Genomic DNA, 23,167 nt, shown 5'->3' with positions numbered 1-23,167 from the left:
GCGCGAGACCCATGACCCTCACCCCGGTCCGGCCCACCCGCCCGGCTTCGGCGACCGATGAATTCCTCCGCGGGCTCGTCGCGCGCGTGCCGGGTTCGGGCGGCGCGGTGTGGCCGCTCACCGAGGTCTACACCAGCGACGTCCTGGTGGACCTGCCGCAATCGACGCCCTCGGACATCGAGCAGGCGTTCGCCACCGCGCGGACGGCGCAGAAGAAATGGGCCGCGACGCCGCTCAAACAACGGCTCGCGGTGTTCCGGCGCGCGCATGCGCTGTTCATCGACCGCGCACGCACGATCGCCGACTTGATCCAGGTCGAAAGCGGAAAGAACCGGCGGATGGCGATCGAGGAAACGTGCGATCCGCCGATGATCATGAGCCATTATCTGCGGCGCGCGCCTAAACTCCTGGCTCCGACACGGCGCGGCGGACCGGTGCCGCTCGTGTCGTCCTCGACCGAGATCCGGGTGCCCAAGGGCGTGGTCGGGATCATCGCGCCGTGGAATTTCCCTTTCGCCACTGGCATTTCCGACGCTATTCCGGCGCTTATGGCGGGCAACGCGGTGGTCTTGAAGCCGGACAACAAGACCGCGCTTTCGCCGCTGTACGGGGTGCAACTGCTCGAAGAAGCCGGGCTGCCGCGGGGCCTGTTCCAGGTCGTGTGCGGCGAGGGCCCGGACGTCGGCCCGACGCTCATCGACCAGGCGAACTACGTCATGTTCACCGGCTCCACCGCCACCGGGAAGGTGATCGGCGAGCAGGCCGGCCGGAACCTGATCGGCTGCTGTCTCGAACTCGGCGGCAAGAACCCGATGATCGTGCTCCCGGACGCCGATTTCGCGGACGCGGTTCCGGGCGCGGTGTTCGGCGCGTTCGGGAACACCGGGCAGATCTGCATGCACATCGAGCGGATCTACCTGCCGGAGTCGCGCTACGAGGAATTCAAGGAAGCCTTTGTCGCCAAGGCTTCTTCGCTCGACGTACGGGCGGCTTACGATTTCGGCCCGGAAATGGGTTCGCTGGTTTCGGTGGACCACATGAACCGGGTCAAGTCCCATGTGGACGATGCGGTAGAAAAGGGAGCCACCGTCCTGTGCGGCGGCCGTCCCCGGCCGGATCTCGGCCCGGCGTTCTTCGAGCCGACCATTCTGGAAGGCGTCACGAAGGACATGCTGTGCGGCGTCACCGAAACATTCGGCCCGGTGGTGGCCTTGCATCGGTACCGGACGGTGGACGAGGCCGTCGAATTGGCCAATGACACCGATTACGGGCTGAACGCTTCGGTGTGGGGCAAGGACCTTCGCGCAGCTTCCGCGGTGGCGGCCCGGTTGGAGACGGGCAACGTCAACGTGAACGACAGCCTGGCGACGGCGTACGCCGCCAAGGGGACTCCGTCCGGCGGCGTGAAGACATCCGGAGTCGGTGCCCGGCACGGGGATCAGGGGCTGTTGAAGTACACCGACGTGCAGAACCTGGCGGTGTTGAAGAAGCCGGTGATGAGCCCGCGGCCGGGGCAGAAATACGAGAAGTACGTGGAAGGAATGCTCTCCGGACTGAAGATGATGCGGCGGCTCAGGATCCGGTAGCCGGTCATTCTTCGAGAACCGGTATCCGGTCGGCGAGCACGCTGAAGTACGGCTGGCTGCGCCAGTTCTCACGGTTGCCGATCACATACAGCCGGCGCTTCGCCCGCGAAACGGCGACGTTGAGCAGGTTCGGTTTCTCCGCGGCCCATGCTCGCGCCCGCTCCCGGTGGTCCGGGGTGCCGAGCACGAGAATCACCACGTCGGATTCCTTGCCCTGCATGGTGTGCACGGTGCCGACGTTCGTCTTGGCGAACTCCTCGCCCAGCACGTCGCGGCCGATTCCGCGCGAACCGCGCACGACCGCTCGGAACGGGCTGGCCACCCGGATGTCCTGAGCCTGGACGCCGTCCCGCCGGAGCTGCCGGAGCAGGTCGGCGAGCGCCTCGCCTTCGGCGGGCAGCCAGTGCTCTTCCGACGCGCCGGACTGCACGTGGATCCACCCGTTCCGCCCTGGGAACTCTCCCTCGTGACGGGTCCCGTACACCATGAGGGTCCCGCCGTAGGCGATGTCGTTGGAAATCTCGAACATCGGCCGGTCGCACCGGCGATGCACTCGCAGCGGCGCGCCCACCCAGGCGGCGCCGCTGCCGTCCGAGTCCGCGAGCGCGGTGCCGTACCGTGCCATCCGGTCGGCGATCTGCTGCGCCGACGCGGCGTCCGGCAACCACTGCTCGTCCACCTGGCAATGCCGGCGAAGGACCTCCTGCGCTGACGACGGCAGCGACACGATCGGCTCGAGCTGCCGCGGATCGCCCACGATCACCGACCGCCGGGCCCGCCAGATCCCGCCGACGACTTCCTGCTGCGTCGCCTGTCCCGCCTCGTCGATGAACAGCCAGCCCAGCGATTCCCGGCCGAGTCCCGCGAACAGCCGCGGCAGGGACGAGAAGGTGGTCGACACTACCGGCACGACCATGAACAACGCCTGCCACGCCGCGAGCAGAACGGCGGGCTCGGGCTTGACCCGCCCCTTCAGGTACGCCTCGATCGCGGCCAGGTTGTCGCGCAGTCGCGGTTCGGCTCCGAGCACGAACCTTTTGTGCAGCCGCAACGCTTCGAGAAACAGGCGGCTGCGCGCCGCGGTGAACTCGGCGTCGGCCCAGGGCGCGCAGCCCTGGAACTCGTCGTCGCTGTCGAAATCCAGCGGGAACGGCACGTTCCCCGGCCAGCGCCGGCGGCCTTGCTCGATGCGCGCGCACACATCGGCGAACGTCCGCTCGGCCGCGTCCCTCACCTGCACCGCCTGCTGCCAGGCCGCGGTGGCGGCAGCCAGCTCCGCTTGCCAGCCGGCCGCGACCCGGTACGCCTGTTCGCACCCCTGTTTCGCTGCCGCGCGACGGCCCCGAAGCTCGTCAGCGAGGCTCGCCCACTCGCGGCCCGCTCTGAACCAGGTGGACAGCTGGATCCAGAAGCCGGGCCGGCTGAGCGCGTGGTGCTTGGACTCCTCGTCCTCGTCCGCGAACACCTTCCGGGCCTGCTCCAGCGCCCGTTCCGCCGTGGTGACCTGACCTCGCGCGTGCTCGCCCCGGCGAGCCGCCGCGACGACCTGGTCCGCCGCCGTGTCGCGGGCGGCCCGGCATCCGGGATGCGCGGCCACGGCGTCGGCGACTGCCTGTCGTTCCGCAGCGAGCCGCCGAACGTCGGCCAGAGCGTCCTTGAACCGCTTGACCGCGCGGGCCCAGTCCGCGGCCGTTTCGGGTTTCCGTTGCGCCTGCTGGAGGATGTGCAGCATTCCGGAGAGCTTCTTCTTCGCCTGCTCCGGCGAGCCGTTCTGCCCGGCAGGTTCCGGCCGGCTCTGGCCGTCTCCCCACCAGAACCGGCTGGCGAACCGGTTCCGGTTCTTCATGCTGCCGAGCGTCGCGGCCATCAGTCCCCACGCCGGGGCGTCGAGGACGTGCGACGCGAGGTCGGCGAAGTAGTCCGCGTCCAGTGCTTCGGCCGCGGCTCCGCCCACAGCCTTGACCCCGGGAATTTCGGCAGTGACGTTCTCCGCCGCGCCGTTGTTCGCGGTGGCGAGCACCACCTCGAACCCGGTCAGTTCGGGCCGCGGGCGGTACACGTAAGCAGTGTGCTTCGCATTCAGGGCGACGCTGCCGACCTGCCCGGCGAAGGCGTCGACCGGGTGGTGCAGCGCGGCGAGCCGTTCGGCCCGGCGGACGACGATGCCCGCGAGCACGTCGCGCAGCATCGTCGTCTTCCCGGTCCCCGGCGGGCCGTTCACCGCGAACAGCCCGCTGCTGTCGGCGAGTTCGGCGAAAATCCGGTCGACCGCGAACTGCTGGCTCAGCACGAGGGGCTTTCCGACGTCGGTCGGCCACCGGCCGGGCGGAATGCTGCCGGGGGTCACGCCCGCTACGACCGCGTCCGGGCTTGCCCGCACGTCGACCCGGTCGGCGACGGGAAGGGCGTGCGGCGCGGTCAGGTACCGCAGGAGACCTGGGCCAGCGTTCCCGCTTCGCAGCTCTTGTTCGATCCTGCCCAGATCCTTCGCGATGAAGCTGTTGAGGAAGTTCTGCTCGCCCGCCTCGGCCGACTCCCGGACCGGCACCCGGACGCACTTCACGCGGACCCCGGACGGCCGCAACGCGGCGAGACCGAGCTCTCCTGCCAGCGAAGACACCAGCCGGTGCACATCGGCCGCGGTGAGCCGCGGCCAGCCGTCCTCCTCTTCCGGGGGCGGCTCCTCCGCCGCGGAGCCGGACGGCTGCTTCTCCGCTGCCTTCTCTCGCGTGCGCGGGGTCAGCAGCTTCTCCGCGAACGCGCCGGCGACGCTGCCGGCGATCCCGCCGATGACGGGGCCGGCGACCGAACCCACCGCTGCGGCAGCCACCGTCGTCACCGCGGTCCCGGTGGATTTCGCCCCCGTCTTCCACGCTTCGGCCGCGGCGTTCTTGACGTGGTCCCCGGCGGCCCGCGCGACCTTGCCCATCATCGATCCGCCCGTCTCGGCACGGTCGTCGTCCTCCGGCGGAGCGGTCTTCGCCGACGGCGGGACCAACCGGTCCAGCTGCCTGGCGAACTCGCGTTCCTCCGCCTCGAATCCGTCCAGCCAGTTCCGCGCGCCCGGCCCCGGCGAGCGCGTGCGGCCGACGGCCCATGCGCAGGCGGACAAGGTCGCGGAGTTCTCCACCAGGCAGCCCTTGTCGTCCACGGTGAACGCCAGCAGCGCGGTGTTCCCGTCGAGCCGCCCGTCCGGTTCCTTGGCGTCGCGACCCAGAACCCGCACGAGCTCGTCCCGGACCGCCGACAGTTCGTACAAGCCGCCGTACACGGCGAACTGCCAGGTCGTCCGGGGTCGCACCGGAAGGCGCCACACCGGATGGCCTTCTTCCCAGGGCGCCAGGCCGCGCGGAGAAAGGTCGAACACCACCTGATCGCTGTCGGCGCCCGGCCGGGTGTTCGGTTTCTTCGGCACGTCCTGCGGAGTGAACATTTCGACCATCCGCCAGAATCGCACGATTTCCGCCGCGCGAGCGCCGTCGCCCACCAAGACCCCCTCGTTCCCTTGCCCGGACGCGACTGTACCCGCGACGATCATCTGCTTTTCCGGCGGCCATTCCGTGGAATATTCCAACTCGCCGAACCGCAATGATTCGCTTGTCAATTGCGATTTCAGGGGCAGGAATCCGGAATTACTACGAATTCAACGGAACGGACTCGGCAAGTTCGATCGCCGACACCGGTCAAGCCTTCGCCGCCGCAATGGACTGACGCACGACCTGGACCACCTTGCCGTCCGCCTCGGTCAGCCCGTTGAGCCGGGCGCGGCGCGTCAACAGGCCGCCCAATACCAGCTCGACCAACTGCGCGCCCACCTGCTCCGCCGACACCGGGCCGGTCGGCTCGAACCACGTCCACGCCCATTGCGCCGAGCCGAAGATCAGCAGGCTCTGCACCTCGACGTCGCACGGGCGGAACTCCCCCGACTCGACGCCCGCGGACAGCACCGCCCGCACCAGGTCGAGGTATTCCGCGCGCATCCGGCGGCCCTCGGCCATCGCTTCGTGGTCGGCTAGCCGGACGACCTCGCGCTGGAACGCGACGGTCGCCTCCCGGTCCACCACTTGGTACAGCACGAACGCGTACAGCAGCCCGGCCAGTTGCCGGGTCGGGGTCGGGAGGCGGTCGCGGATCAGCGCGGCCTCAACGAGCCTGCGGCGCATGTACGACTCGTGCAGCGCGGCGAGCAGCCGGTCCTTCGTGCCGAAGTGGTGCACGATCGTGCCCTTCGACAGCCCCAGTTCGCCGGCGATGTCGGAGAAGTTCGTGGCGTCGTACCCGCGTTCGGCGACGTAGCGGGTGAACGTCGCCAGGATGTCCCCGGCGCGGCCTTTGGGTGGCATCGGCCCACTGTAACCGAAGGTTTGACCACTGACCGTCCGTACGGTTACCTTCGTCGTGGTCCCCGGCGACGAAGGAGTCTCGGCATGGCATCGAGCTTGGCGCAGTGGATTGCCCGGCGCAGCACCGTCACCCCCGAGTCGGTCGCGCTCGTGGCCGCCGAGACCGGCGAACGGATCACGTACGCCGATCTCGAACGCCGGGTCGCGGGGCGGGCGGCGGCGCTGCGCGAGCTGGGCGTGCGCAAGGGCGACCGGGTGGCCTTGCTGGGGTTGAATTCCACCGGCTACCTCGAAACGCTTTTCGCGGTGGCGTGGCTCGGCGCGATCACGCTGCCGATCAATTTCCGGCTCGCGGCGGCCGAAGTCGAGTATCTGCTCGACGACGCCCGGCCGGTGGTCGTGGTGCACGACGACACCTTCGCCGCGCTCGCGAAGGGGGCCTCCGGCGCTCGGACGCTGGTCAACAACAGTGAACTCGCCCAGGAGGGGCGTGTCGCGCCCGAACCGACCGGGCCGGACGACGTCGCGGTGCTGATGTACACCTCGGGCACCACCGGACGCCCCAAGGGTGCCATGCTCACGCACGGCAACCTCGAGGCGAACGCGATCAACGTGCTCACCTCCGGGGAAGGCATCCTCCCCTCGGACATCACGCTGACGGTCGCCCCGCTTTTCCACATCGGCGGCCTGGCGCTGTTCACCCTGCCGCTGCTGTACGCGGGCGGCACCGTGGTGGTCGCGGGCAAGTTCGATCCACAAGAGACACTCGCGCTGATCGAGCGGGAGAAGGTCACCGTCCACTTCATGGTGCCCGCGATGTGGGCGGCGATGACGCAGGTCCCGGATTTCGATTCCTACGACCTGTCGCGGCTGCGGTATCTGCTGTGCGGCGGCGCGCCGTGCCCGCTGCCGGTGATCGAATTCTACGAGGGCAAAGGACTGACCTTTGTGGAGGGTTTCGGGATGACCGAGCTCTCCCCCGCCGCACTGGTGCTGGAATCGGCGTTCGTGCGCTCGCACGCCGGGTCCGTCGGACGGCCCTTCCTGCACGTCGAGGCGCAGATCGTGGACGAACGCGACGACGACGTGCCCATCGGGACGGTCGGCGAACTGGTGCTTCGCGGACCAAACGTCTTCGCCGGTTATTGGGGCCTGCCCGAAGCGAGCGCCGAAACCCTGCGCGGCGGCTGGTTCCACTCCGGCGACCTGGCCCGCAGCGACGCCGACGGTTTCGTGACGCTGGTGGACCGCAAGAAGGACATGATCATTTCCGGCGGCGAGAACGTTTACCCGATCGAGGTCGAGCAGGTGCTGCACCGGCATCCGGACATCGCCGACGTCGCGGTGATCGGCGCGCCGGATCCGCAGTGGGGCGAAACCGTGATCGCGGTGGTGGTTCCTGCCGGAGACTCGCTCGACGGGGACGCGGTGATCGCTTATTGCCGGGAACGGATCGCGGCTTTCAAGTGTCCCCGCCGGGTCGAGGTGGTGGACGAGCTTCCGCGCAATGCCACCGGGAAGCTGCTCAAGCGAGAACTTCGCGCGCGATACACGGACTCCGCCGCTTCCGTCTCCCGGTAACCCGGCTCAGATGAACCGCCACAGGTGATCCGGCGTCCCGTTGTCGTCCCACTGAGTCACTTGTGCACCGTCCGCAGTGGACTGCTGGTCGACCGCCATCACCTTTCCACTGTGGACATTCACCAGTTTCCACCAGCCGCCGCCCGCGTCCACGATGCGCCACAGGTGATCCGGCGTTCCGTTGTCCTGGAACTGCTGCACGTGCGCGCCGTTGTCCAGGCTCTGGTCGTGCACCGCGAGCACTTTGCCGCTGTTGCGGTTCATGATCCGCACCGTTCCGTCACCGCTGTCCACGACTGTCCACACGTGATCAACCGTGCCGTTGTCCTGCCATTGCGTCACATCGGCAGTGTCCGAAAGCGACATGTCCTGCACCGCCAGCAGTTTCCCGGAACGCTGGTTCTGGATTCGCCGCCACGACGTCGTCGAAGCGGCTGGGCGCGGCAGCAAAGTCAAGTATCCAGCGGCGACCGGGCGTGCTTGGAATCCGGATTGCCGGGCGTCGGCGACGAAGTACCAGTCTGAGAACGGAACCCGCGAACCAGTGGTGTTGGCGAAACTGTAGACGCCTTCGACAAGCGTCGTGCGGATGTCGGTGTGGTCGGTCAGCCAAGCAGCCGTCCACAGTTCCCAGTCGGCCTTCGTGTAGTCGTGGCGGAGGTCCAGCGGGACGCCGTGCGCGCCTCGTTTCGACTGATACCAGGCGGCTTCCCGGGCGGCAGTGCCGAGCGGCACCAGGTCGAGGCCCAGCAGCCGGTCCGCGAAACCGTTGTACTTCAGGCTCCAAGTGCCCGGCTGGTCGTACGCCATCCGCAGGTGCGAGCCGTCGTCGGCCAAGGTTGTCCATTGGCTGATGTACGACCGCGAAATCGAGCGGTACCGCAGGGCATCGGCGGAATTTCCGGTGACATCGGCGAGAACGGCCATCGCGCCGACCCCGATGATGCCTTTCAACGCGAGGTTGGCGCTGTGCGCGATCCAGCCGGTGAAGTCGTCGGTCTGGTTCTGGTTGCCCGGATCGAGAGTGTTGCCCACCAGGTATTCGGCCCATTGCCGCAGAATTCCGTAATGAGCGCTGACGAATGCCTTTCCCGCCGAGGAATCCAGGCGCTGCGCGACCGCGGCGGACATGATGAGCATGTTCGCCGATTCCTCGACCGGCATGCTTTCCTCGTTGCCGTCGTTGTGCCCGGCCGCGTTCGGATAGGACGCGCCGATGTCGTGTTCCGAGAACGTCATCGGCCAGCCGCCGTGCTCCGCGTAATCTAGCACCGGTTCCAGCAGCAGCCGCACGAAATCCGGCGAGAGATGGAGGTAGCCGGGCAGCGCCGGATAAATCACGTCCACTGTGGACACATTGCCGCTGGATGAGATCTCCTTCAGGAACGCCCACGGCGAGCCGTTCCGGTCGACCAGCTCGGTGCCGCCGAACGCCTGGCGCAGGGCGAGCGCGCAGATCGCCGCGTAATGGTCGCCGGCCGCGGCGGACGCTTCGCTGTCGATCCGCTGGTCCAGCGCGATCCCCGCGGCGAGCGCGGCCGGGTAGTCGGCGTGGAACCACGCGACCATGTCCTGCCAGGAGGACCAGTAATGCGTCCACCACGGTGCCAGTTGCGCACCGAGGTAGCTGACCGCAGGCGTGCGGATGTGCCCGATCGCCACCACCAGCGGATCGGCTGCCGCGCCCGGCTGGATCGTGCCCAGGTCTTTGGCGAACGCGAGAACCGGCCAGCGGTCGTTGATCGCTCTCGGCTGGTCCGGATCGCTCGTCCCGGGCAGCGCTGCCCCGTTCGCCGACGCCGCGCGCACGACCGTGTCCTGCCCGATCTGCCAGGTCACCCCGGCCGAAGGCGCCGCGACCACGAGCGAACCCCAGCGCGGCTGGTCGTGTCCGTCCTCGGCGAGCGCAGTCGGCGAAGCGGCCTGGACGCTGAGCGAGGTGATGCCGCCGGATTCCTGGTGCTGCCAGCCGACCGGAGTGGCCGAATCCCATTGCAGCCACTCTGCCGACGAGTCGAAATGCAGCGAAACGCTATGTGCCCGGCCGTCAGTGCTCGCGGCGGCGACGGTGATGTAGCCGAACGGCACGCATTGCCGTTGGAGGTTGCCGGGGTCTACCGGCGAGAAGAAGGTGACGGTGAGGGCCACGCCGCCGCCGGTGAGTTCGTAGATCGAGCGGGTCGCGGTGACCTGCAAGGAGTTCTGCGTCATCGGGGTCAGGCTCGGACCGGACGGCAGCTGCGGCGCACCGGCGAACACGTACGCGGTGCCGTCGATCCGGGCGATGCCGCACAGCGCGGTGATGTGCCCGTTCCAGAACGTCGACCAGGTGCCGGGCAGGGTGTCCGCGGCCTGCCAGGTCGAGAGATACGGCGAGCGCACCACGAGCGGCGTCGCGGGCGGGCGCAGCGTGCCCGCCGGAGCCGCGGCGGCGGTGGACTGGACCAGTTCCGGAAGGCACCAGAGCGCGACCCCGGCGGCCGCGCCGGTGCCCGCCCAGCGCAGGGCGGCGCGGCGGCTGACTTCGCGGGGAGATGCGGAGGAGGACATCGACAGCTTCTTTCGGTCGGCTACCGGACACGGGAAAGAAGAAACCGAGCGACCTCAGTGTGGCACCGCGATACAACGTTGTAAATCTGCCGAAAGCACTGACAAACGCTGTCCTTTTCGGGACAGCGCTTGTCAATCCCCGCTACCGCCCCGCGGCGTACCCCTGCGCCCCGCGCGAGTTCGCGGCCGCCGACAGGACCCCGGTTTCCGGGTCCTTCGCCACCGCGCACAGCCGCCCCTCCGACCAAGGCTCGCCGACCGTCACGTCGTGCCCCCGGCTTTCCAGCGCGGCGATCACCTCCGCGCCGATCCGCGACTCCACCGTCACGCTGCCCGCCGCCATGCCGCGCGGGTAGAACGAGCTCGGGAAGCTGTCGGTGTGCCAGTTCGGCGCGTCGATCGCTCCTTGCAGATCGAGCCCGCCGCGGACCTTGCCGCGCAGCGCGGTGCCGAGGAAGAAGTGGAAGTTCCACTGGTCCTGCTGGTCGCCGCCGGGGGTGCCGAACGCCATCACCGGGACGCCGTCGCGCAGGGCGAGCGACGGCGAGAGCGTGGTGCGCGGCCGTTTGCCCGGGGCGAGCGAGTTCGGCAGGCCCGGGTCGAGCCACGCCATCTGCAACCGGGTGCCGAGCGGGAAACCCAGCTCCGGCACCACCGGGTTGGACTGCAGCCAGCCGCCGCTCGGGGTCGCGGCGATCATGTTGCCCCAGCGGTCGACGACGTCGAGGTGGCAGGTGTCGCCGCGGGTCAGGCCGTCCTTCGCGACGGTCGGCTCCCCCGCCCCGATCGCCGACGCGGTGACCCCGCCGCCCGCGACGTAGTGCACGTGCCTGCTCAGCCGGGGCGTGCGGCCTTCCGGGCTTCCCGGCCGCAGGTCGAAGGACGCGCGCTCGCCGATCAGCTTGCGCCGGGTCTCGGTGTACTCCGGGGAAAGCAGCGCCTCCATGGAGACTTCCGTGCTGTCGCCGTACCAGGCCTCGCGGTCGGCCATCGCGAGCTTCGTGCCCTCGATGAGCCGGTGGTAGTACTCCGGCGTCGCGTAGTCCAGCTCGTCCGGCAGGAGCGCGAGTTGCTGCAGGAAGGACGGACCTTGGCTCCACAGCCCGGCTTTCGCGACGGTCCAGCCGTTCCAGGTGCAGGTGACCGGGTCCTCGTACGTCGGCCGGAACGCGGCGATGTCGTCGGCGGTGAGGGTGCCCGCGTGCCGTTCGCCGGACGAGTCCATCGCCGGTTTCGCGGCGAAGGCGGCGAGCGCTTCCGCGACAAACCCCTCGCGCCACGCCTTCCGCGCCGCCTCGATCTGCGCTTCCCGGTCGCTCCCGGCCGCCTCCGCTTCGGCGATCAGCCGTCGCCAGGTCTCGGCGAGCGCGGGATTCTTCAGCAGCCCACCGGGTTTCGGCGCGACCCCGCCGGGCAAGTACAGCTCGGCCGACGTCGTCCATTCGTTCTCGAACAGTTCGCGAACGGTCTCCACCGTCGCGCCGACGCGCTCGACTGCCGGATGGCCGTCCGCCGCGTAGTGAATGGCGTACTTGAGGACCTCGCGCAACGACTTCGTGCCGTGGTCGTGCAGCAGGAGCAGCCACGCCTCGACCGCGCCGGGCACCGCGGCGGCGAGCGGGCCGGTGCCGGGGACGAGGTCCAGGCCGAGCGAGGTGTAGTGCTCGATCGTCGCGCCGGCCGGCGCGGGCCCCTGCCCGCACAGCACCTTCGGCGCGCCGCCTGCCGGGGCGAGGATCATCGGCACCTCGCCGCCCGGCCCGTTGAGGTGCGGTTCGACGACGTGCAGCACGAACGCCCCCGCGACCGCCGCGTCGTAGGCGTTGCCGCCGTCCTCGAGAACCGCCATCGCGGCCGCCGAGGCGAGCCAGTGGGTGGACGACACCATGCCGAAGGTGCCCTGCAACGTCGGGCGCGTCTGGACCATGGGCCCTATCGTCGCGCGCGGGCTGGCAGTACGTCAAAGACATCTGAGACACCAGTCCGATAGCGTATCGCTATGGAACGCCGCCAGCTGGAGTACTTCGTCGCGATCGCCGAGCACGGCGGGTTCACGCACGCGGCGCGGGCGTTGCGGGTGGCGCAGCCGTCGTTGTCGCGGGCGATCGCGAAGCTGGAACAGGACCTGGGCGTCGAGCTGTTCCACCGGGTCGGGCGCAACGCGGTGCTGTCGAACGCCGGCGAACTGCTCGCCGAACGCGCCCGGCTGGTGCTGCGCGACCTGGACGCCCTGCGCGCTGCCGCGCGGATGGCGGGCGACGGACCAGCCGGGCGGATCGACGTCGCGGCCACGTCGTCGTCCGCGCTGGAGCCGGTGATCAGCATCGTCTCCGAGATGCGCACGCGGTATCCGGGCGTGCTGGTGAGCACGTCGGCGGCGTTGTCGGCGGCCGAGGTGGTCGCGATGGTGGTGCAGGGCCGGTGCGAGGCCGGGGTGTGCGGGAGCGCGGAACGCCCGGTCGGGCCGGGTCTGATCGCGCACCACCTGCGGGACGAGGAACTGCTGCTGGTCGCCCCGCCCGGTACGAGAATCGGCTCGGACGGGGCCGTGGAGCGGGCTGAGCTCAGCGGGATGCAGTTCGTGGTCACCACGTCGCCGACCGCGGTGCGCGGCTTCTTCGACCGGCTCGCGGCGACCGTGCCGGATCTGTCGATCGCGGCCGAGGTGGGCGACCGGAGCGTGGTACTGCCAATGGTGCTGCGCGGGATCGGCGCGAGCCTGATGCCGGACGGCTGGGCCGAACTGGCCCGCCGGGCCGGTGCGGAGGTGCTCCGGTTTTCGCCGCCGGAAACACTCCCGCAGTGGCTGATCTACCGGTCCGGGCCGATTACCGCGGCGACTCAAGCATTTCTGGACATCGCCACAGGCGGGACCGCCAGCATCGGCGCGTCTTGCCCTGAACGTCCATGACGCCCCTAATGGACTAGACCGCTTTCACCCGATCCCGAGGCCGCGCCGTCCGGTCGCGTTCAGCTGTTCCGGGGCGAACCGGTCCGGCCAGGAGCGCTCGTAATGCTCGGGTGGGAAGTCCGACGGACTGGAACCGGTCTCGAACGCCTCCCGCACCGCCCCGGCGTACGCCTCGTTCCGCGGGCACCACGGCGCGGCCGGGATGTACATGACGTTGCCCCAGCCCTGCTGGTTCTTCACCGGCGCGACACTGTGGATCAGATCGCAGTGCCACCACACGGAATCCCCGGCCCGCACGTCCGGAATTCCGCTGGAAGCCCGCAGCAGCAAGGAATGCCACTTCTCGCTGGCCGCGAACACGTGGTTCACCAGGACGCCGCACATGTCGTCCTCGGGCACGTCGGCCAGCAGCGGGCGCAGCATCAGATAGCCCATCGCCTCCGGAATCGGCACCGCGTGCAGCACGCCCTGGTCGTGTTTCATGTCCGACAGCGCGGTCCAGCCCTGGAAAGTGCGGAAAACCGAGCACATCGTCGAACCCTCGAATTGCGGCCCGGCCGTGCGGTGCGCGGCGTCCCACGGATCGTAGGACTCGACGGTGCCGTCGAACAGATGCCGGAACGCCCGCTGGTACGCCTCGGTCATCCAGAGGTCGAGCGTGCCCGGGTCGAGATGCGAGCCGAGACCGCCGGAATCCGCCCCCGGCGGACGGCGGCGGATGCGGTCCGGGTACAGCGAATCCCGGCCGGGGTCGAACCATCGGACGCCGTCGGATTCCGACTTCCACCGCGCGTTGAGGAACGCCTGCACGCGCGCCATCCGGTCGCTTTGCCGCGCCTCCATCTGCGCCGGCGACCAGTAGATCGGGTAGATCCCGGCCCGGGAGACCAGGCTGCCGAAGAAGTTGTCGCCGGGACCTCGGTAGTTCTCGAAGAACCGGTTGCCCTCGACGTAGTCGACGATCCCCTTGTCCCACGCCAGCGCCTGCTCGCGCGGGAAGTGCCCGCGCACGATCAGGCAGCCGCGCTTCCGGATCCGGTGCAGGTCGTCTTCGGAGACCCGGCCCGCCTCGATGTCGGCGTACTCCAGCACCGGCCAGATCTCTTCGCCGCGTGCTTTCGCCGCCTCGATCTCCTCGACCGCGGCGGCGACGCGAGCCTCGATCACCGCGAACACCTCTTCCACGGTGCGCCCGGACGCCTCGATCCGCGCCCGCAGCGCGGTCTTGGTCTCGCGAATCGCGGCCGGGAGGTCGTCCGGCGCGGTCTCCCAGTGCGGCAACGGGGGAAGCTGCATAACGCTCGCTCCATTCAGGAAGGGCTCCTTACTGATTCGACGGTAAGGCGCCCGCGCGGATTCAGGCAACAGTCCTGACTAAATCGGCTAGACTCGCGCCGATGACCCCGGCCAAGCCCTCCCTCGACCTGCTCCGGTCGCTGACCGACGAGCACGTCCTGCGGGCGCTGCTCGCCGAACGGCAGCTGACGCGCGCGCAAATCGCCGCCCGCACCGGCATTTCCAAGCCCGCGGTCGGCGACAGCGTCGCCCGGCTCGCCGAGGCCGGCCTGCTGCGCGACACCGGCGAACGCACCACCGGCCGCGGCCGCGTCGGCACCTACTACGCACTGGCCGACGACCTCGGCACGGCCCTGGTCGTGAGCATCGGCCACGACGGCGCGGTCGCCGAAGCCGTCGACGTTTTCGGCGAGGTGCTCGCCCGGCACGTCGAAGACCTCGGCCGCCCGGTGCGTCCGCGGAAGGTCGCCCAGGCGCTGCGCAAGGCCGCCGCCCGGGTCGCCGCCGGCGCGGGACCGCTCCGGCTCGCGGTCGTCAGCGCCGCCGATCCGGTCGACCGGGCCACCGGGAAACTCGTCCACCTGCCCGATTCCCCGTTCCTGCTCGGGGAACTCTCCCCCGCCGACGTCCTCGCGCCGGCGGTGGCGGGCCCGGTCACCGTGGACAACGACGTCAACTGGGCCGCCCGCACCGAACAGGCCGCCGGCGATTTCGCCTACCTCTTCCTCGGCGAAGGTCTCGGCTGCGCGGTCGTCGCCGATGGCGAAGTGCGGCGGGGACACGCCGGTCTCGCCGGAGAAATCGCGCACGTCCTCACGCGCGGCACTGGCGGTCAGGCGACGACGTTCATCGACGTCTTCGCGGATCTCGGTGTCCGCCAACCGGATTCGACCACGATCGACGTCGCCGCCCTGCGAACCGCGATCAAATCCGACGACGTCCTCGAGACCCTCGCCGAGGCGATCTGCGGCGTGCTGCTCGCTCTGGTGACGGTGTCCGACCCGGAACTCATCGTGCTGGGCGGTCCATGGGGCCCCGACGTGCTCGACGCGGTGTCAGACCGCTTCGCGCGACTGCCGCGCCATGTCCCGCTTCGCGCCCCGCGCGCCACGGACTCCCCCGCCCTGACCGGCGCGCGCGACGAGGCGGTGCGCGCTCTGCGGAGCGCCGTTCTGACGGTCAGCCCTTGATGGTCTTCTCGATCCAGTCCAGCTGACCGAAGACGTCGCCGTCGGCCGCGAGGCTGCTGCGGTCGGATTTGCTGGTGACCCCCACCAGCGTGTCGCGATCGGCAGTGGACATGACCGGACCGCCGGAGTCGCCGCCCGCCGTGACGCCGGTCGTGGTCAGCGCGCAGAAATCGGTGCCGCCGGAGACGGTCATGCCCTCGCAGCGCGGATCGTCGGGGTCGATGACCTTCGCGTCCACCTGCTTGAGCACGTCGGATTGGCAGCTGTTCTCGTCGCCGGTGCAGGTCGCGCCCCAGCCGAGCTGCCGAACCGTCTCGCCCGGCCGCACCGGTCCGCCTGCCGGCAGCTTCGCCGGGGTGACGTCCATCGGGGTGACCTTGATCAGCATGAGGTCGGCGAGCGTGTGGTTGTTGCGGCTCCCCGGGACCGGCTTGACCACGGTGCCGAGCCGCTGGTCGAGATTGCCGACGCGGAACTCGATCCGGGAATCGGCGATGGGCTGCGCGGCCTCGGCGAAGCAGTGGTCGGCGCTGATGATCCACTCCCGGCTGATCGCGGTACCGGTGCATTCAGGCTTGCCGTCGACCAGCATCCGCACCGCCCACGGTCCGTAATGGCTGACCGAACCGCCGATCACCGCCGCTGCCGGAGCCGCTGCCGCGACGGCGATCAGTGCGGCGGCGGAGGCCAGGACGGCCCATCGGCGGAGGTGCATGGGGAGGACGTCCTTTCGGCAGCTTCGCGGTGACAACAGCAAGACGCGTCGGCTGGCGAGGGGTTGCCCGGTGACCCGATCGGGCCGGAACCGGAAAACCTTTGCGGCGGGCACGCGGATTCTCCTACGTTGGTCGCTCATCAGACTCTCGGCCGCGAAGGTGACCCGCCCATGACGTCCGCCGACGAGGAGTTCCGCCGGTTCGAGGAACTCGCCCGGGCAGTGGGCCCCGGACCGGACTGGGACTTGAGCTTTCTCGACGAGTTCCCCGGGGTCGCGGACCTGATCGCGCGAGGTTTGCGCTCCCGTTGGTTGACATGTCGGAAACTCCCGACATAACGTAGCGTCATGCCCGACGACGTCTTCCTCGCTCTCGCCAGTCCCGTCCGGAGGCGGCTGCTGGAGATCCTGGCGGACGGCCCGTGCACGGCCGGCGACCTCGCGGCGCGGTTCGAGTTGAGCCGTCCCGCGGTCGCCGAGCATCTCAAGGTATTGCGGGACGCCTCGCTGGTCCGCGACGAACCCGTTGGGCGGCAACGTTTTTACCACCTGAAGAGCGATCCGCTCGAGCAGGTCGGCGAATGGCTGCACCCGTTCGAACGGTTCTGGCGCGGCCGCCTGCGCAGCATGGCCGACCTGCTGGAAAACGAGGAGGAAACCCCGTGACGTACGCCCGGATCGGCAGCATCTCGGTCGACCAGTTCATCGCCGCCGCGCCGGAAAAGGTCTGGCGCGCGCTCACCGATCCCGAACTGCACGCCAAGTGGTGGGCACCGGGCGGCATCGGCCCGGACGTCGGCCACGAGTTCCACCTGGACATGCCCGGGTTCGGCTCGATCCCTTGCCGGGTCCTCGAATCCGAGCCGCCGTCGAAGTTCGTCTACACCTTCAACGGCGACTGGACCCTCACCTGGACGCTCGTCGCCGAGGGCCAGGGCACCCGGCTCCTGCTGAACCACTCCGGCTTCGACCTCGACGACGAACGCCAGGCGGACGCGTGCGAGCGAATGGGCCCGGGCTGGCGCGACGGCGTGCTGCCGCGGCTGGCGAAACTGAACCTCGGCTGAACTCAGCGGCGAGCGTAGACAACCGCTTGCGGCACTTCGCTGTCCAGCTCCTCCACCCACTCCGCCTCGACGCTGAACCCGGCCTCGCGCAACCACTCCGACACCTGCGCGGGACGCCGGCGATAGACGTGCACCTGCATCGGATGCCCGCCGTACCCCTGCGTCTTCAGCCGGGCCACGTCGCCGACGTGAAAGCCGATCGCGACCGGCGCTCCGGGCCGCAGCACGCGGTGGAACTGCGCGAGGGCGGTGGGCACCTCGTCGTTCGGGACGTGGATCAGCGACCACCACGACAACAGCCCGGCCATCGAAGCGTCGGGCAGCGGAAGCGCGGTCATCGAACCGACCGCGAACCGCAGCCCGGGGTGGTCCCGCCGCGCCACCTCGATCATGCCGGGCGAGAGGTCGAGGCCGAACGCGTCCAGACCGAGGCCGTTCAGGTGCGCGGTGACGTGCCCGGTGCCGCAGCCGACGTCGGCCACCGGGCCGGTTTCCCGCACCAGCGAGGCGAACAATCCCAACGTCATGCGCAGCGACGGGCTTCGGGCAATCGAGTCGCGCAACCGGTCGGCGTAGCTGGCTGCGACGGTGTCGTACGAGGTCCGGGTGTCGGTCAGCCACGTCTGCACGACGGCCACGCTAGCCCACCGGCGCGCCGAACCACTGCCGAATCGCGGGCTCCAGACCGTCCGGATCACCGGCCCACGCCACATATCCGTCCGGACGGACCAGCATCGCTTCGGCACCCGTCTCAACGCGGTTCACCCGGTCCGCCCACCGCGTCGCGAGATCGCCGAATTGTCCGTCCGGGTCGGCGAGAACGCCGCGTCCGGTTCGCAGTTCCGGGCCGAGGTCGGGCGCGGGCAGCCCCACCAGCGGATGCTCCTCGCTGCCCGGGACGGCGTAGCGGATTCCCATGCCGGACAACAGGTCGTCCAGCAGATACTGAACTTCAGGCAGCCCCACCAAATCCGCGAACAACGACCGGGCGGCGGCCGAGTCGGGGCCGTCGTCCAGGAGCAGCGACTGCGCTTGGACGTTGCGCAGCACCGCCGCGCCGACCGGATGCCGTTCCGCGTGGTAGCTGTCGAGCAACCCCTCGGGCGCAGTGCCGCGCACGGCCGCGGCGAGCTTCCAGCCGAGGTTCATCGCGTCCTGGATTCCGGTGTTCATCCCTTGCGCGCCAAGGGGAAGATGCACATGCGCGGCGTCGCCGGCGAGGAAAACGCGGCCGTGGCGGTACTGCGCGGCTTGCAGCGCGGCGTTCGTGATCCGGCGCGCGTAACGGACTTCGACCAGCTCCACCCGGTCGCCGAAGACCGTCTTCAGCCCGGTGCGGAGTTCGTCCTCGGTGACCGGGACGTCCCGTTCCAGCGACCAGCCGGGTCCGCCGAGCGTGAGCCGGCGCAGCGGCCGTCCCTCGGCGTCGACGCCGAGCGGGAACACCTGTGCGCGGTAGCCCTCCGGGGTGATCGTGTGCATCGGGACCTCGGCGCTCAGCCGCACGTCGGCGGCCACCGTGGTCGCCGTCCCCGGACGGCCGGAGAACTCCGCGCCCAGCAGCTTCCGGACCGTGCTGCGCCCGCCGTCGGCGGCGACCAGGTACTGGGCCCGGATCACCGCACCGCCGGCGAAGGTCGCGGTGACGCCGTCCGCGTCCTGGGCCAGACCGACCAGCTCGTGGTTTCTCCGGATCAGGATTCCTTGCGCCGCAAGGTATTTCTCCAGGAATACCTCGATCGCCACCTGCGGGACCGACCGCCACGGGAACCGGTGCCGCCCGCGGACCAGCGGCAGCAGAGTGCCCGCGAAATGCGCGGTAGTGACCGGATAGTCGCCGGTGGCGAGCAGCGGTTCGAGCAGGCCGCGCTGGTCGAACGCCTCCTGCGTGCGGGACTGCAGCCCGCCGGCCTTGGACAGTTCGCTGGCCCGCGGCAGCCGGTCCGCCAGCACACAGGACACGCCGGCGAGCTGGAGTTCGTTCGCCATCGTCATCCCGGTCGGACCGGCGCCGACGACAAGCACCTCGGCAGTCATGATCTCTCCCTCGTGGGTCGGTGTTCGGAACCGACTCTCGGCCTGCCAGGAGCCCGCGAGCCAGAAAGCGACCGGATAGCGGCGGATTCCGACACGAGTACGCTCAGCGGGGTGGATTCCGACTACGACGATCTCGACCGGCAGCTCGTGCACGCCCTGCAGATCGATCCCAGGGCTCCGTTCAGCGCGATCGCCGAGGCACTCGGCGTGTCGGATCGCACCGTCGCCCGCCGCTACGCCCGGCTCCGGTCGACCGGAGCGGTCCGGGTCATCGGCGGCGTCAACGAGGCGGCTTCCGGTGCGGTGCAATGGTTCCTGCGCATCCGGTGCGCACCCACCGCAGCGGGCGCGGTCGCCGAGGCCCTCGCGCGGCGGCCGGACACCGCGTGGGTGAGCCTGACGTCCGGCGGCACCGAAATCACCTGCACGGTCCGCCTCGAAAACGCAGCCGACAGTGAAGCGTTGCTGCTGGCCAAACTGCCCCGCACGCCACGCGTCGAAGGCGTAACCGCGCATTCGGTGCTGCACGCGTTCTACGGCGGGTCCGACAGCGTGGTCGCCAAAATCGGCACGCTGGACGACGCCGCCGTCGCCCGGTTGCGTCCGCCACCGCTCCCCCGCCGGCGTGGCCCGGCGACACTCGACGACGGCGACCGCAAGCTCCTCGCCGCCCTCGCCGACGACGGCCGCGCCGGATTCGAACAGCTCGCCGCCGCGACCGGCTGGTCCCCGACCACCGTCCGCCGCCGCATGGCGGAACTGCGCGAACGGGACGTGCTGTACTTCGACCTCGACCTCGACTGGCGGTTGTACGGCAAGGGAATCCGGACACTGCTGTGGCTTTCGGTCGCCCCGGCGGCCCTGGAGGAAACCGGCATCGCGCTCGCCGCGCACCCGGAAGTCGCGTACGCCGCCGCGACCACCGGCCCGACCAACCTGTACGCGACGGTGGTGTGCGCGAGCCACCAAGAGCTGTACCGCTACCTCACCACCAGCGTCGCCGCGCTCCCCGCGGTCACCCACGTGGAAACGGCACCGGTGATCAAGACGGTGAAACAGGCAGCGAACCGGCGGTGACGCAGTACGAACGGGCGCCATCCCGGTCGGCGGTTGACAGCGCGCGGATCATCCGTCGATGATGCGTTCGGCCTTTCCCGGTGGGAAATTCCCGAACGCGTCCGCGAAACTGTCCCCGCCTTTTCGAGGAGACATCGATGTCATCGGTCAGCCGTCGCAGATTCATGCACCTCGCCGCGGCCACGGCGGCCGGCACGGCTTTGCCCGCGAGCATCGCGCGGGCGGCTTCGGTGCCGGCCGCCGTGCGCACCGGCACCCTCGCGGACGTCGAGCACGTTGTCGTGCTGATGCAGGAAAACCGGTCGTTCGACCACTATTTCGGCACCCTCAACGGCGTCCGCGGCTTCGGCGACCCGCGCCCGGTTTCGCTGCCGAGCGGGAAACCGGTGTGGCACCAGGCCGACTCCTCCGGCGCCGAGACGCTGCCGTTCCGGCCCGCCGAGGACAACCTGGGCCTCACGTTCATCGAGGACCTCAACCACGACTGGAACGGCACGCACACCGCGTGGAGCACCGGCCGGTGGGACAAGTGGATCCCGGCGAAGACCAGCACCACGATGGCGTATCTGACGCGCAAGGACATCCCGTTCCACTACGCGCTCGCCGACGCGTTCACCGTGTGCGACGCCTACCACTGCTCGATGCTGTCCTCGACCGACCCGAACCGGTATTACATGTACACCGGCTGGACGGGGAACGACGGTTCCGGAAACGGGCCGGTGCTGGGCAATGAAGAATCCGGATACGGCTGGACCAGTTTCCCGGAAATCCTGGAAAAGGCCGGGGTTTCGTGGAAGATCTACCAGGACGTCGGCAACGGCCTCGACAAGGAGCACAAGTGGGGCTGGACCGATGACGCGTACATCGGCAATTACGGCGACAATTCGCTGCTTTACCTGACCCAGTACCAGAAATCCACGCAGGGCACGCCGCTCTACGACAAGGCGCGCACCGGCACGAAGGCCAGCGCGGGCGACGGTTTCTTCGACCACCTCACCGCGGATGTCAAAGCGAACCGCCTGCCGCAGGTTTCCTGGATCGTGGCCCCCGAAGCGTACTGCGAGCATCCGGCGTGGCCCGCCAACTACGGCGCCTGGTATGTCTCCGGCGTGCTCGACGCGCTCACGTCGAATCCGGACGTGTGGAGCAAAACCGTCCTGCTCATCACGTACGACGAGAACGACGGATTCTTCGACCACGTCGTCCCGCCGTACCCGCCGCGCGACGCGAACTGGGGCAAATCGACGGCGAGCGTCGCCGGGGAATGGTACGAAGGCGGCGCGGCCGCGTCGTACACCAAAGCAATGCCTTACGGACTCGGCCCGCGCGTGCCGCTGCTGGCCGTTTCGCCGTGGAGCACCGGCGGCTGGGTCTGTTCGCAAACTTTCGACCACACCTCGCTGATCCAGTTCGTGGAAAAGCGTTTCGGCGTGCACAATCCGAACATTTCGCCGTGGCGCCGCGCGGTGTGCGGGGACCTCACGTCGGCGTTCGACTTCACCGGAGCCAACAGCGGCGTCCCGTCCCTGCCCGGCACCGGCGACTACCAGCCGCCCGCCGACCACAGCACCCCGCCGACCTACCACCCGGTGCCGCCGTCGAACGGTTCGCTGCCGAAACAGGAACCCGGCACCCGCAAAGCCCGCGCACTGCCGTACGACCTGGCCGCGGACACCGAAGCCCGCGACGGCCGGATGTACTTCACCTTCGCCAACCTCGGCGACGCCGGAGCCGGATTCCACGTGACGTCCCGGATGCGTTCGGACGGGCCGTGGCCGTACACGGTGGAAGGCCGCAAGTCGGTCACCGACAGCTGGCATCTGCCGAGCGGCGCGGGAGACTGGTACCAGTACTCGGTTTTCGGTCCCAACGGCTGGCTCCGCGAACAGGCCGGGACGATCGGCGGCTTGGGCCCGGAAGTCACCGCACGGCACGACGCGGGCTATGTGACGGTGACGTTCAAGAACCCGACCAGCCGGACGGTCACCTTCACCGGCGTGGACGCATACGCGCCTTCGGAGGCTTACCGGTACACGCTGGCCCCGGGCACCTCGCGCGCGGTGCCGAAGTGGGGCGTCGCGAACGGCTGGTACGACATCACGGTCAAGGCGGATCACGACGGAAAGTACGTCCGGCGCTTCGCTGGCCACGCGGAGACCGGCCAGGCCTCAACAAGCGACCCGGCTATCGCGACCAGTTGATCGTCCGTGAGGGGAACCCTCAGGGAATCTGGGTGGATTCGAGGGGTTGTTGCAACGCGGGTGGTTCAACTGGTTTCGGCGAGGAGTGTAGCGAGGCGTTCGGCTGGGGTGTCCCAGTTGAGTGTTTTGCGGGGTCGGCGGTTGAGTTGTGCGGCGACGGCGGCGAGGTGTTCGGGGGTGTGGACTGAGAGGTCGGTGCTTTTGGGGAAGTACTGGCGCAGCAGGCCGTTGGTGTTTTCGTTGCTGCCGCGTTGCCAGGGGCTGTGGGGGTCGCAGAAGTAGACGGGGATGCCGGTGGCGACGGTGAATTCGTGGTGGCGGCCCATTTCGCTGCCCTGGTCCCAGGTCAGGGATCGGCGCAGGTGTGCGGGCAGGGTCGCGGCGGTGTCGGCGAGGGCGTCGCGGACGGCGTCGGCGCCGCGGCCGTGGGGCAGCGCGACGAGCAGGGTGTAGCGGGTGGAGCGGTCGACGAGGGTGGCGATGGCGGAAGCGTTGTCCTTGCCGATGATCAGGTCGCCTTCCCAGTGGCCGGGGACGGCGCGGTCGGCGGCTTCGGCGGGCCGGTCGCTGATCATGACCATGGGTTCGGCGAAGCGGGGCCGGCGTTGTTCGC

General features: G+C 69.4%; 17 protein-coding genes. 8 read left to right on the top strand and 9 right to left on the bottom strand.

Features of this window, described 5'->3' with window-relative positions:
* Positions 1-11 precede the first annotated feature (11 nt).
* Positions 12-1,586 (top strand): succinic semialdehyde dehydrogenase, encoded by a 1,575-nt coding sequence (locus PUT80_RS40180; RefSeq protein WP_275295273.1) that lies wholly within the window; start codon positions 12-14, stop codon positions 1,584-1,586.
* Between the two features lie 4 nt (positions 1,587-1,590).
* Here PUT80_RS40180 and PUT80_RS40175 read toward each other — a convergent pair whose 3' ends face one another.
* Both PUT80_RS40175 and PUT80_RS40170 read right to left on the bottom strand, forming a co-directional pair.
* Positions 1,591-5,073, bottom strand: a complete 3,483-nt coding sequence (locus tag PUT80_RS40175) for an ATP-binding protein (RefSeq protein WP_275295272.1) — start codon at positions 5,071-5,073, stop codon at positions 1,591-1,593.
* Between the two features lie 196 nt (positions 5,074-5,269).
* On the bottom strand, positions 5,270-5,929 hold the full coding sequence (locus PUT80_RS40170; protein WP_275295271.1) for a TetR/AcrR family transcriptional regulator: 660 nt from the start codon (positions 5,927-5,929) through the stop codon (positions 5,270-5,272).
* An 84-nt stretch (positions 5,930-6,013) separates the two neighbouring features.
* Between PUT80_RS40170 and PUT80_RS40165 the strand changes: the two genes are divergently transcribed.
* Positions 6,014-7,510: a long-chain fatty acid--CoA ligase gene (locus PUT80_RS40165; protein ID WP_275295270.1), complete on the top strand. Its 1,497-nt coding sequence runs from the start codon at positions 6,014-6,016 to the stop codon at positions 7,508-7,510.
* Positions 7,511-7,516: 6 nt separating this feature from the next.
* Here PUT80_RS40165 and PUT80_RS40160 read toward each other — a convergent pair whose 3' ends face one another.
* Both PUT80_RS40160 and PUT80_RS40155 read right to left on the bottom strand, forming a co-directional pair.
* Positions 7,517-10,060, bottom strand: coding sequence for a DUF5127 domain-containing protein (locus tag PUT80_RS40160; RefSeq protein ID WP_275295269.1), 2,544 nt, complete (start codon positions 10,058-10,060; stop codon positions 7,517-7,519).
* Positions 10,061-10,202: 142 nt separating this feature from the next.
* A complete protein-coding gene (locus PUT80_RS40155; protein WP_275295268.1) occupies positions 10,203-11,987 on the bottom strand; it encodes a gamma-glutamyltransferase in 1,785 nt (594 codons plus the stop codon).
* Between the two features lie 72 nt (positions 11,988-12,059).
* Here PUT80_RS40155 and PUT80_RS40150 point away from each other — a divergent pair, with 72 nt between their 5' ends.
* Positions 12,060-12,971: a LysR family transcriptional regulator gene (locus PUT80_RS40150; RefSeq protein ID WP_275295267.1), complete on the top strand. Its 912-nt coding sequence runs from the start codon at positions 12,060-12,062 to the stop codon at positions 12,969-12,971.
* Positions 12,972-12,995: 24 nt separating this feature from the next.
* Here the strand turns inward: PUT80_RS40150 and PUT80_RS40145 are convergent, their stop codons facing one another.
* Positions 12,996-14,267, bottom strand: a complete 1,272-nt coding sequence (locus PUT80_RS40145; RefSeq protein WP_275295266.1) for a YbiU family protein — start codon at positions 14,265-14,267, stop codon at positions 12,996-12,998.
* A gap of 101 nt (positions 14,268-14,368) precedes the next feature.
* Between PUT80_RS40145 and PUT80_RS40140 the strand changes: the two genes are divergently transcribed.
* Entirely contained in the window at positions 14,369-15,457 is a 1,089-nt protein-coding gene (locus PUT80_RS40140; RefSeq protein WP_275295265.1) for an ROK family transcriptional regulator, read from the top strand.
* On the opposite strand, the gene PUT80_RS40135 is transcribed toward PUT80_RS40140, so the two are convergent.
* On the bottom strand, positions 15,447-16,172 hold the full coding sequence (locus tag PUT80_RS40135) for a trypsin-like serine protease (RefSeq protein WP_275295264.1): 726 nt from the start codon (positions 16,170-16,172) through the stop codon (positions 15,447-15,449). The two genes, PUT80_RS40140 and PUT80_RS40135, sit on opposite strands and share 11 nt — an antisense overlap.
* 348 nt (positions 16,173-16,520) lie before the next feature.
* Here PUT80_RS40135 and PUT80_RS40130 point away from each other — a divergent pair, with 348 nt between their 5' ends.
* Both PUT80_RS40130 and PUT80_RS40125 read left to right on the top strand, forming a co-directional pair.
* The gene (locus PUT80_RS40130) at positions 16,521-16,838 is read left to right on the top strand and encodes a metalloregulator ArsR/SmtB family transcription factor (RefSeq protein ID WP_037820108.1); all 318 of its coding nucleotides are present in this window, start codon (positions 16,521-16,523) and stop codon (positions 16,836-16,838) included.
* On the top strand, positions 16,835-17,239 hold the full coding sequence (locus tag PUT80_RS40125) for an SRPBCC domain-containing protein (protein ID WP_275295263.1): 405 nt from the start codon (positions 16,835-16,837) through the stop codon (positions 17,237-17,239). Before PUT80_RS40130 ends, PUT80_RS40125 begins: the two co-directional genes overlap by 4 nt.
* A 2-nt stretch (positions 17,240-17,241) precedes the next feature.
* Here PUT80_RS40125 and PUT80_RS40120 read toward each other — a convergent pair whose 3' ends face one another.
* Both PUT80_RS40120 and PUT80_RS40115 read right to left on the bottom strand, forming a co-directional pair.
* On the bottom strand, positions 17,242-17,877 hold the full coding sequence (locus PUT80_RS40120; RefSeq protein ID WP_275295262.1) for a class I SAM-dependent methyltransferase: 636 nt from the start codon (positions 17,875-17,877) through the stop codon (positions 17,242-17,244).
* Between the two features lies 1 nt (position 17,878).
* The gene (locus PUT80_RS40115; protein WP_275295261.1) at positions 17,879-19,276 is read right to left on the bottom strand and encodes an FAD-dependent monooxygenase; all 1,398 of its coding nucleotides are present in this window, start codon (positions 19,274-19,276) and stop codon (positions 17,879-17,881) included.
* Positions 19,277-19,387: 111 nt separating this feature from the next.
* Between PUT80_RS40115 and PUT80_RS40110 the strand changes: the two genes are divergently transcribed.
* The gene (locus PUT80_RS40110; RefSeq protein ID WP_275295260.1) at positions 19,388-20,353 is read left to right on the top strand and encodes an AsnC family transcriptional regulator; all 966 of its coding nucleotides are present in this window, start codon (positions 19,388-19,390) and stop codon (positions 20,351-20,353) included.
* Between the two features lie 137 nt (positions 20,354-20,490).
* Positions 20,491-22,554, top strand: coding sequence for a phospholipase C, phosphocholine-specific (locus tag PUT80_RS40105; RefSeq protein WP_275295259.1), 2,064 nt, complete (start codon positions 20,491-20,493; stop codon positions 22,552-22,554).
* A gap of 65 nt (positions 22,555-22,619) precedes the next feature.
* On the opposite strand, the gene PUT80_RS40100 is transcribed toward PUT80_RS40105, so the two are convergent.
* Positions 22,620-23,167 (bottom strand): IS30 family transposase (locus PUT80_RS40100; protein WP_275295258.1); only part of this gene is annotated, 548 nt, incomplete at its 5' end.

Source organism: Amycolatopsis sp. La24 (assembly GCF_029087445.1).
Lineage (GTDB): Bacteria > Actinomycetota > Actinomycetes > Mycobacteriales > Pseudonocardiaceae > Amycolatopsis > Amycolatopsis nivea.
The sequence above is the reverse complement of the archived record's forward strand: the minus strand, read 5'-3'. Positions and strand labels throughout refer to the sequence as shown.

Excerpts from the sequence above, each read along its gene's own strand:
- PUT80_RS40180 (WP_275295273.1), top strand. The coding sequence starts at position 12 with ATGACCCTCACCCCGGTCCGGCCCACCCGCCCGGCTTCGGCGACCGAT.
- PUT80_RS40170 (WP_275295271.1), bottom strand. The coding sequence starts at position 5,929 with ATGCCACCCAAAGGCCGCGCCGGGGACATCCTGGCGACGTTCACCCGC.
- PUT80_RS40165 (WP_275295270.1), top strand. The coding sequence starts at position 6,014 with ATGGCATCGAGCTTGGCGCAGTGGATTGCCCGGCGCAGCACCGTCACC.
- PUT80_RS40160 (WP_275295269.1), bottom strand. The coding sequence starts at position 10,060 with ATGTCCTCCTCCGCATCTCCCCGCGAAGTCAGCCGCCGCGCCGCCCTG.
- PUT80_RS40155 (WP_275295268.1), bottom strand. The coding sequence starts at position 11,987 with ATGGTCCAGACGCGCCCGACGTTGCAGGGCACCTTCGGCATGGTGTCG.
- PUT80_RS40150 (WP_275295267.1), top strand. The coding sequence starts at position 12,060 with ATGGAACGCCGCCAGCTGGAGTACTTCGTCGCGATCGCCGAGCACGGC.
- PUT80_RS40145 (WP_275295266.1), bottom strand. The coding sequence starts at position 14,267 with ATGCAGCTTCCCCCGTTGCCGCACTGGGAGACCGCGCCGGACGACCTC.
- PUT80_RS40140 (WP_275295265.1), top strand. The coding sequence starts at position 14,369 with ATGACCCCGGCCAAGCCCTCCCTCGACCTGCTCCGGTCGCTGACCGAC.
- PUT80_RS40135 (WP_275295264.1), bottom strand. The coding sequence starts at position 16,172 with ATGCACCTCCGCCGATGGGCCGTCCTGGCCTCCGCCGCCGCACTGATC.
- PUT80_RS40130 (WP_037820108.1), top strand. The coding sequence starts at position 16,521 with ATGCCCGACGACGTCTTCCTCGCTCTCGCCAGTCCCGTCCGGAGGCGG.
- PUT80_RS40115 (WP_275295261.1), bottom strand. The coding sequence starts at position 19,276 with ATGACTGCCGAGGTGCTTGTCGTCGGCGCCGGTCCGACCGGGATGACG.
- PUT80_RS40105 (WP_275295259.1), top strand. The coding sequence starts at position 20,491 with ATGTCATCGGTCAGCCGTCGCAGATTCATGCACCTCGCCGCGGCCACG.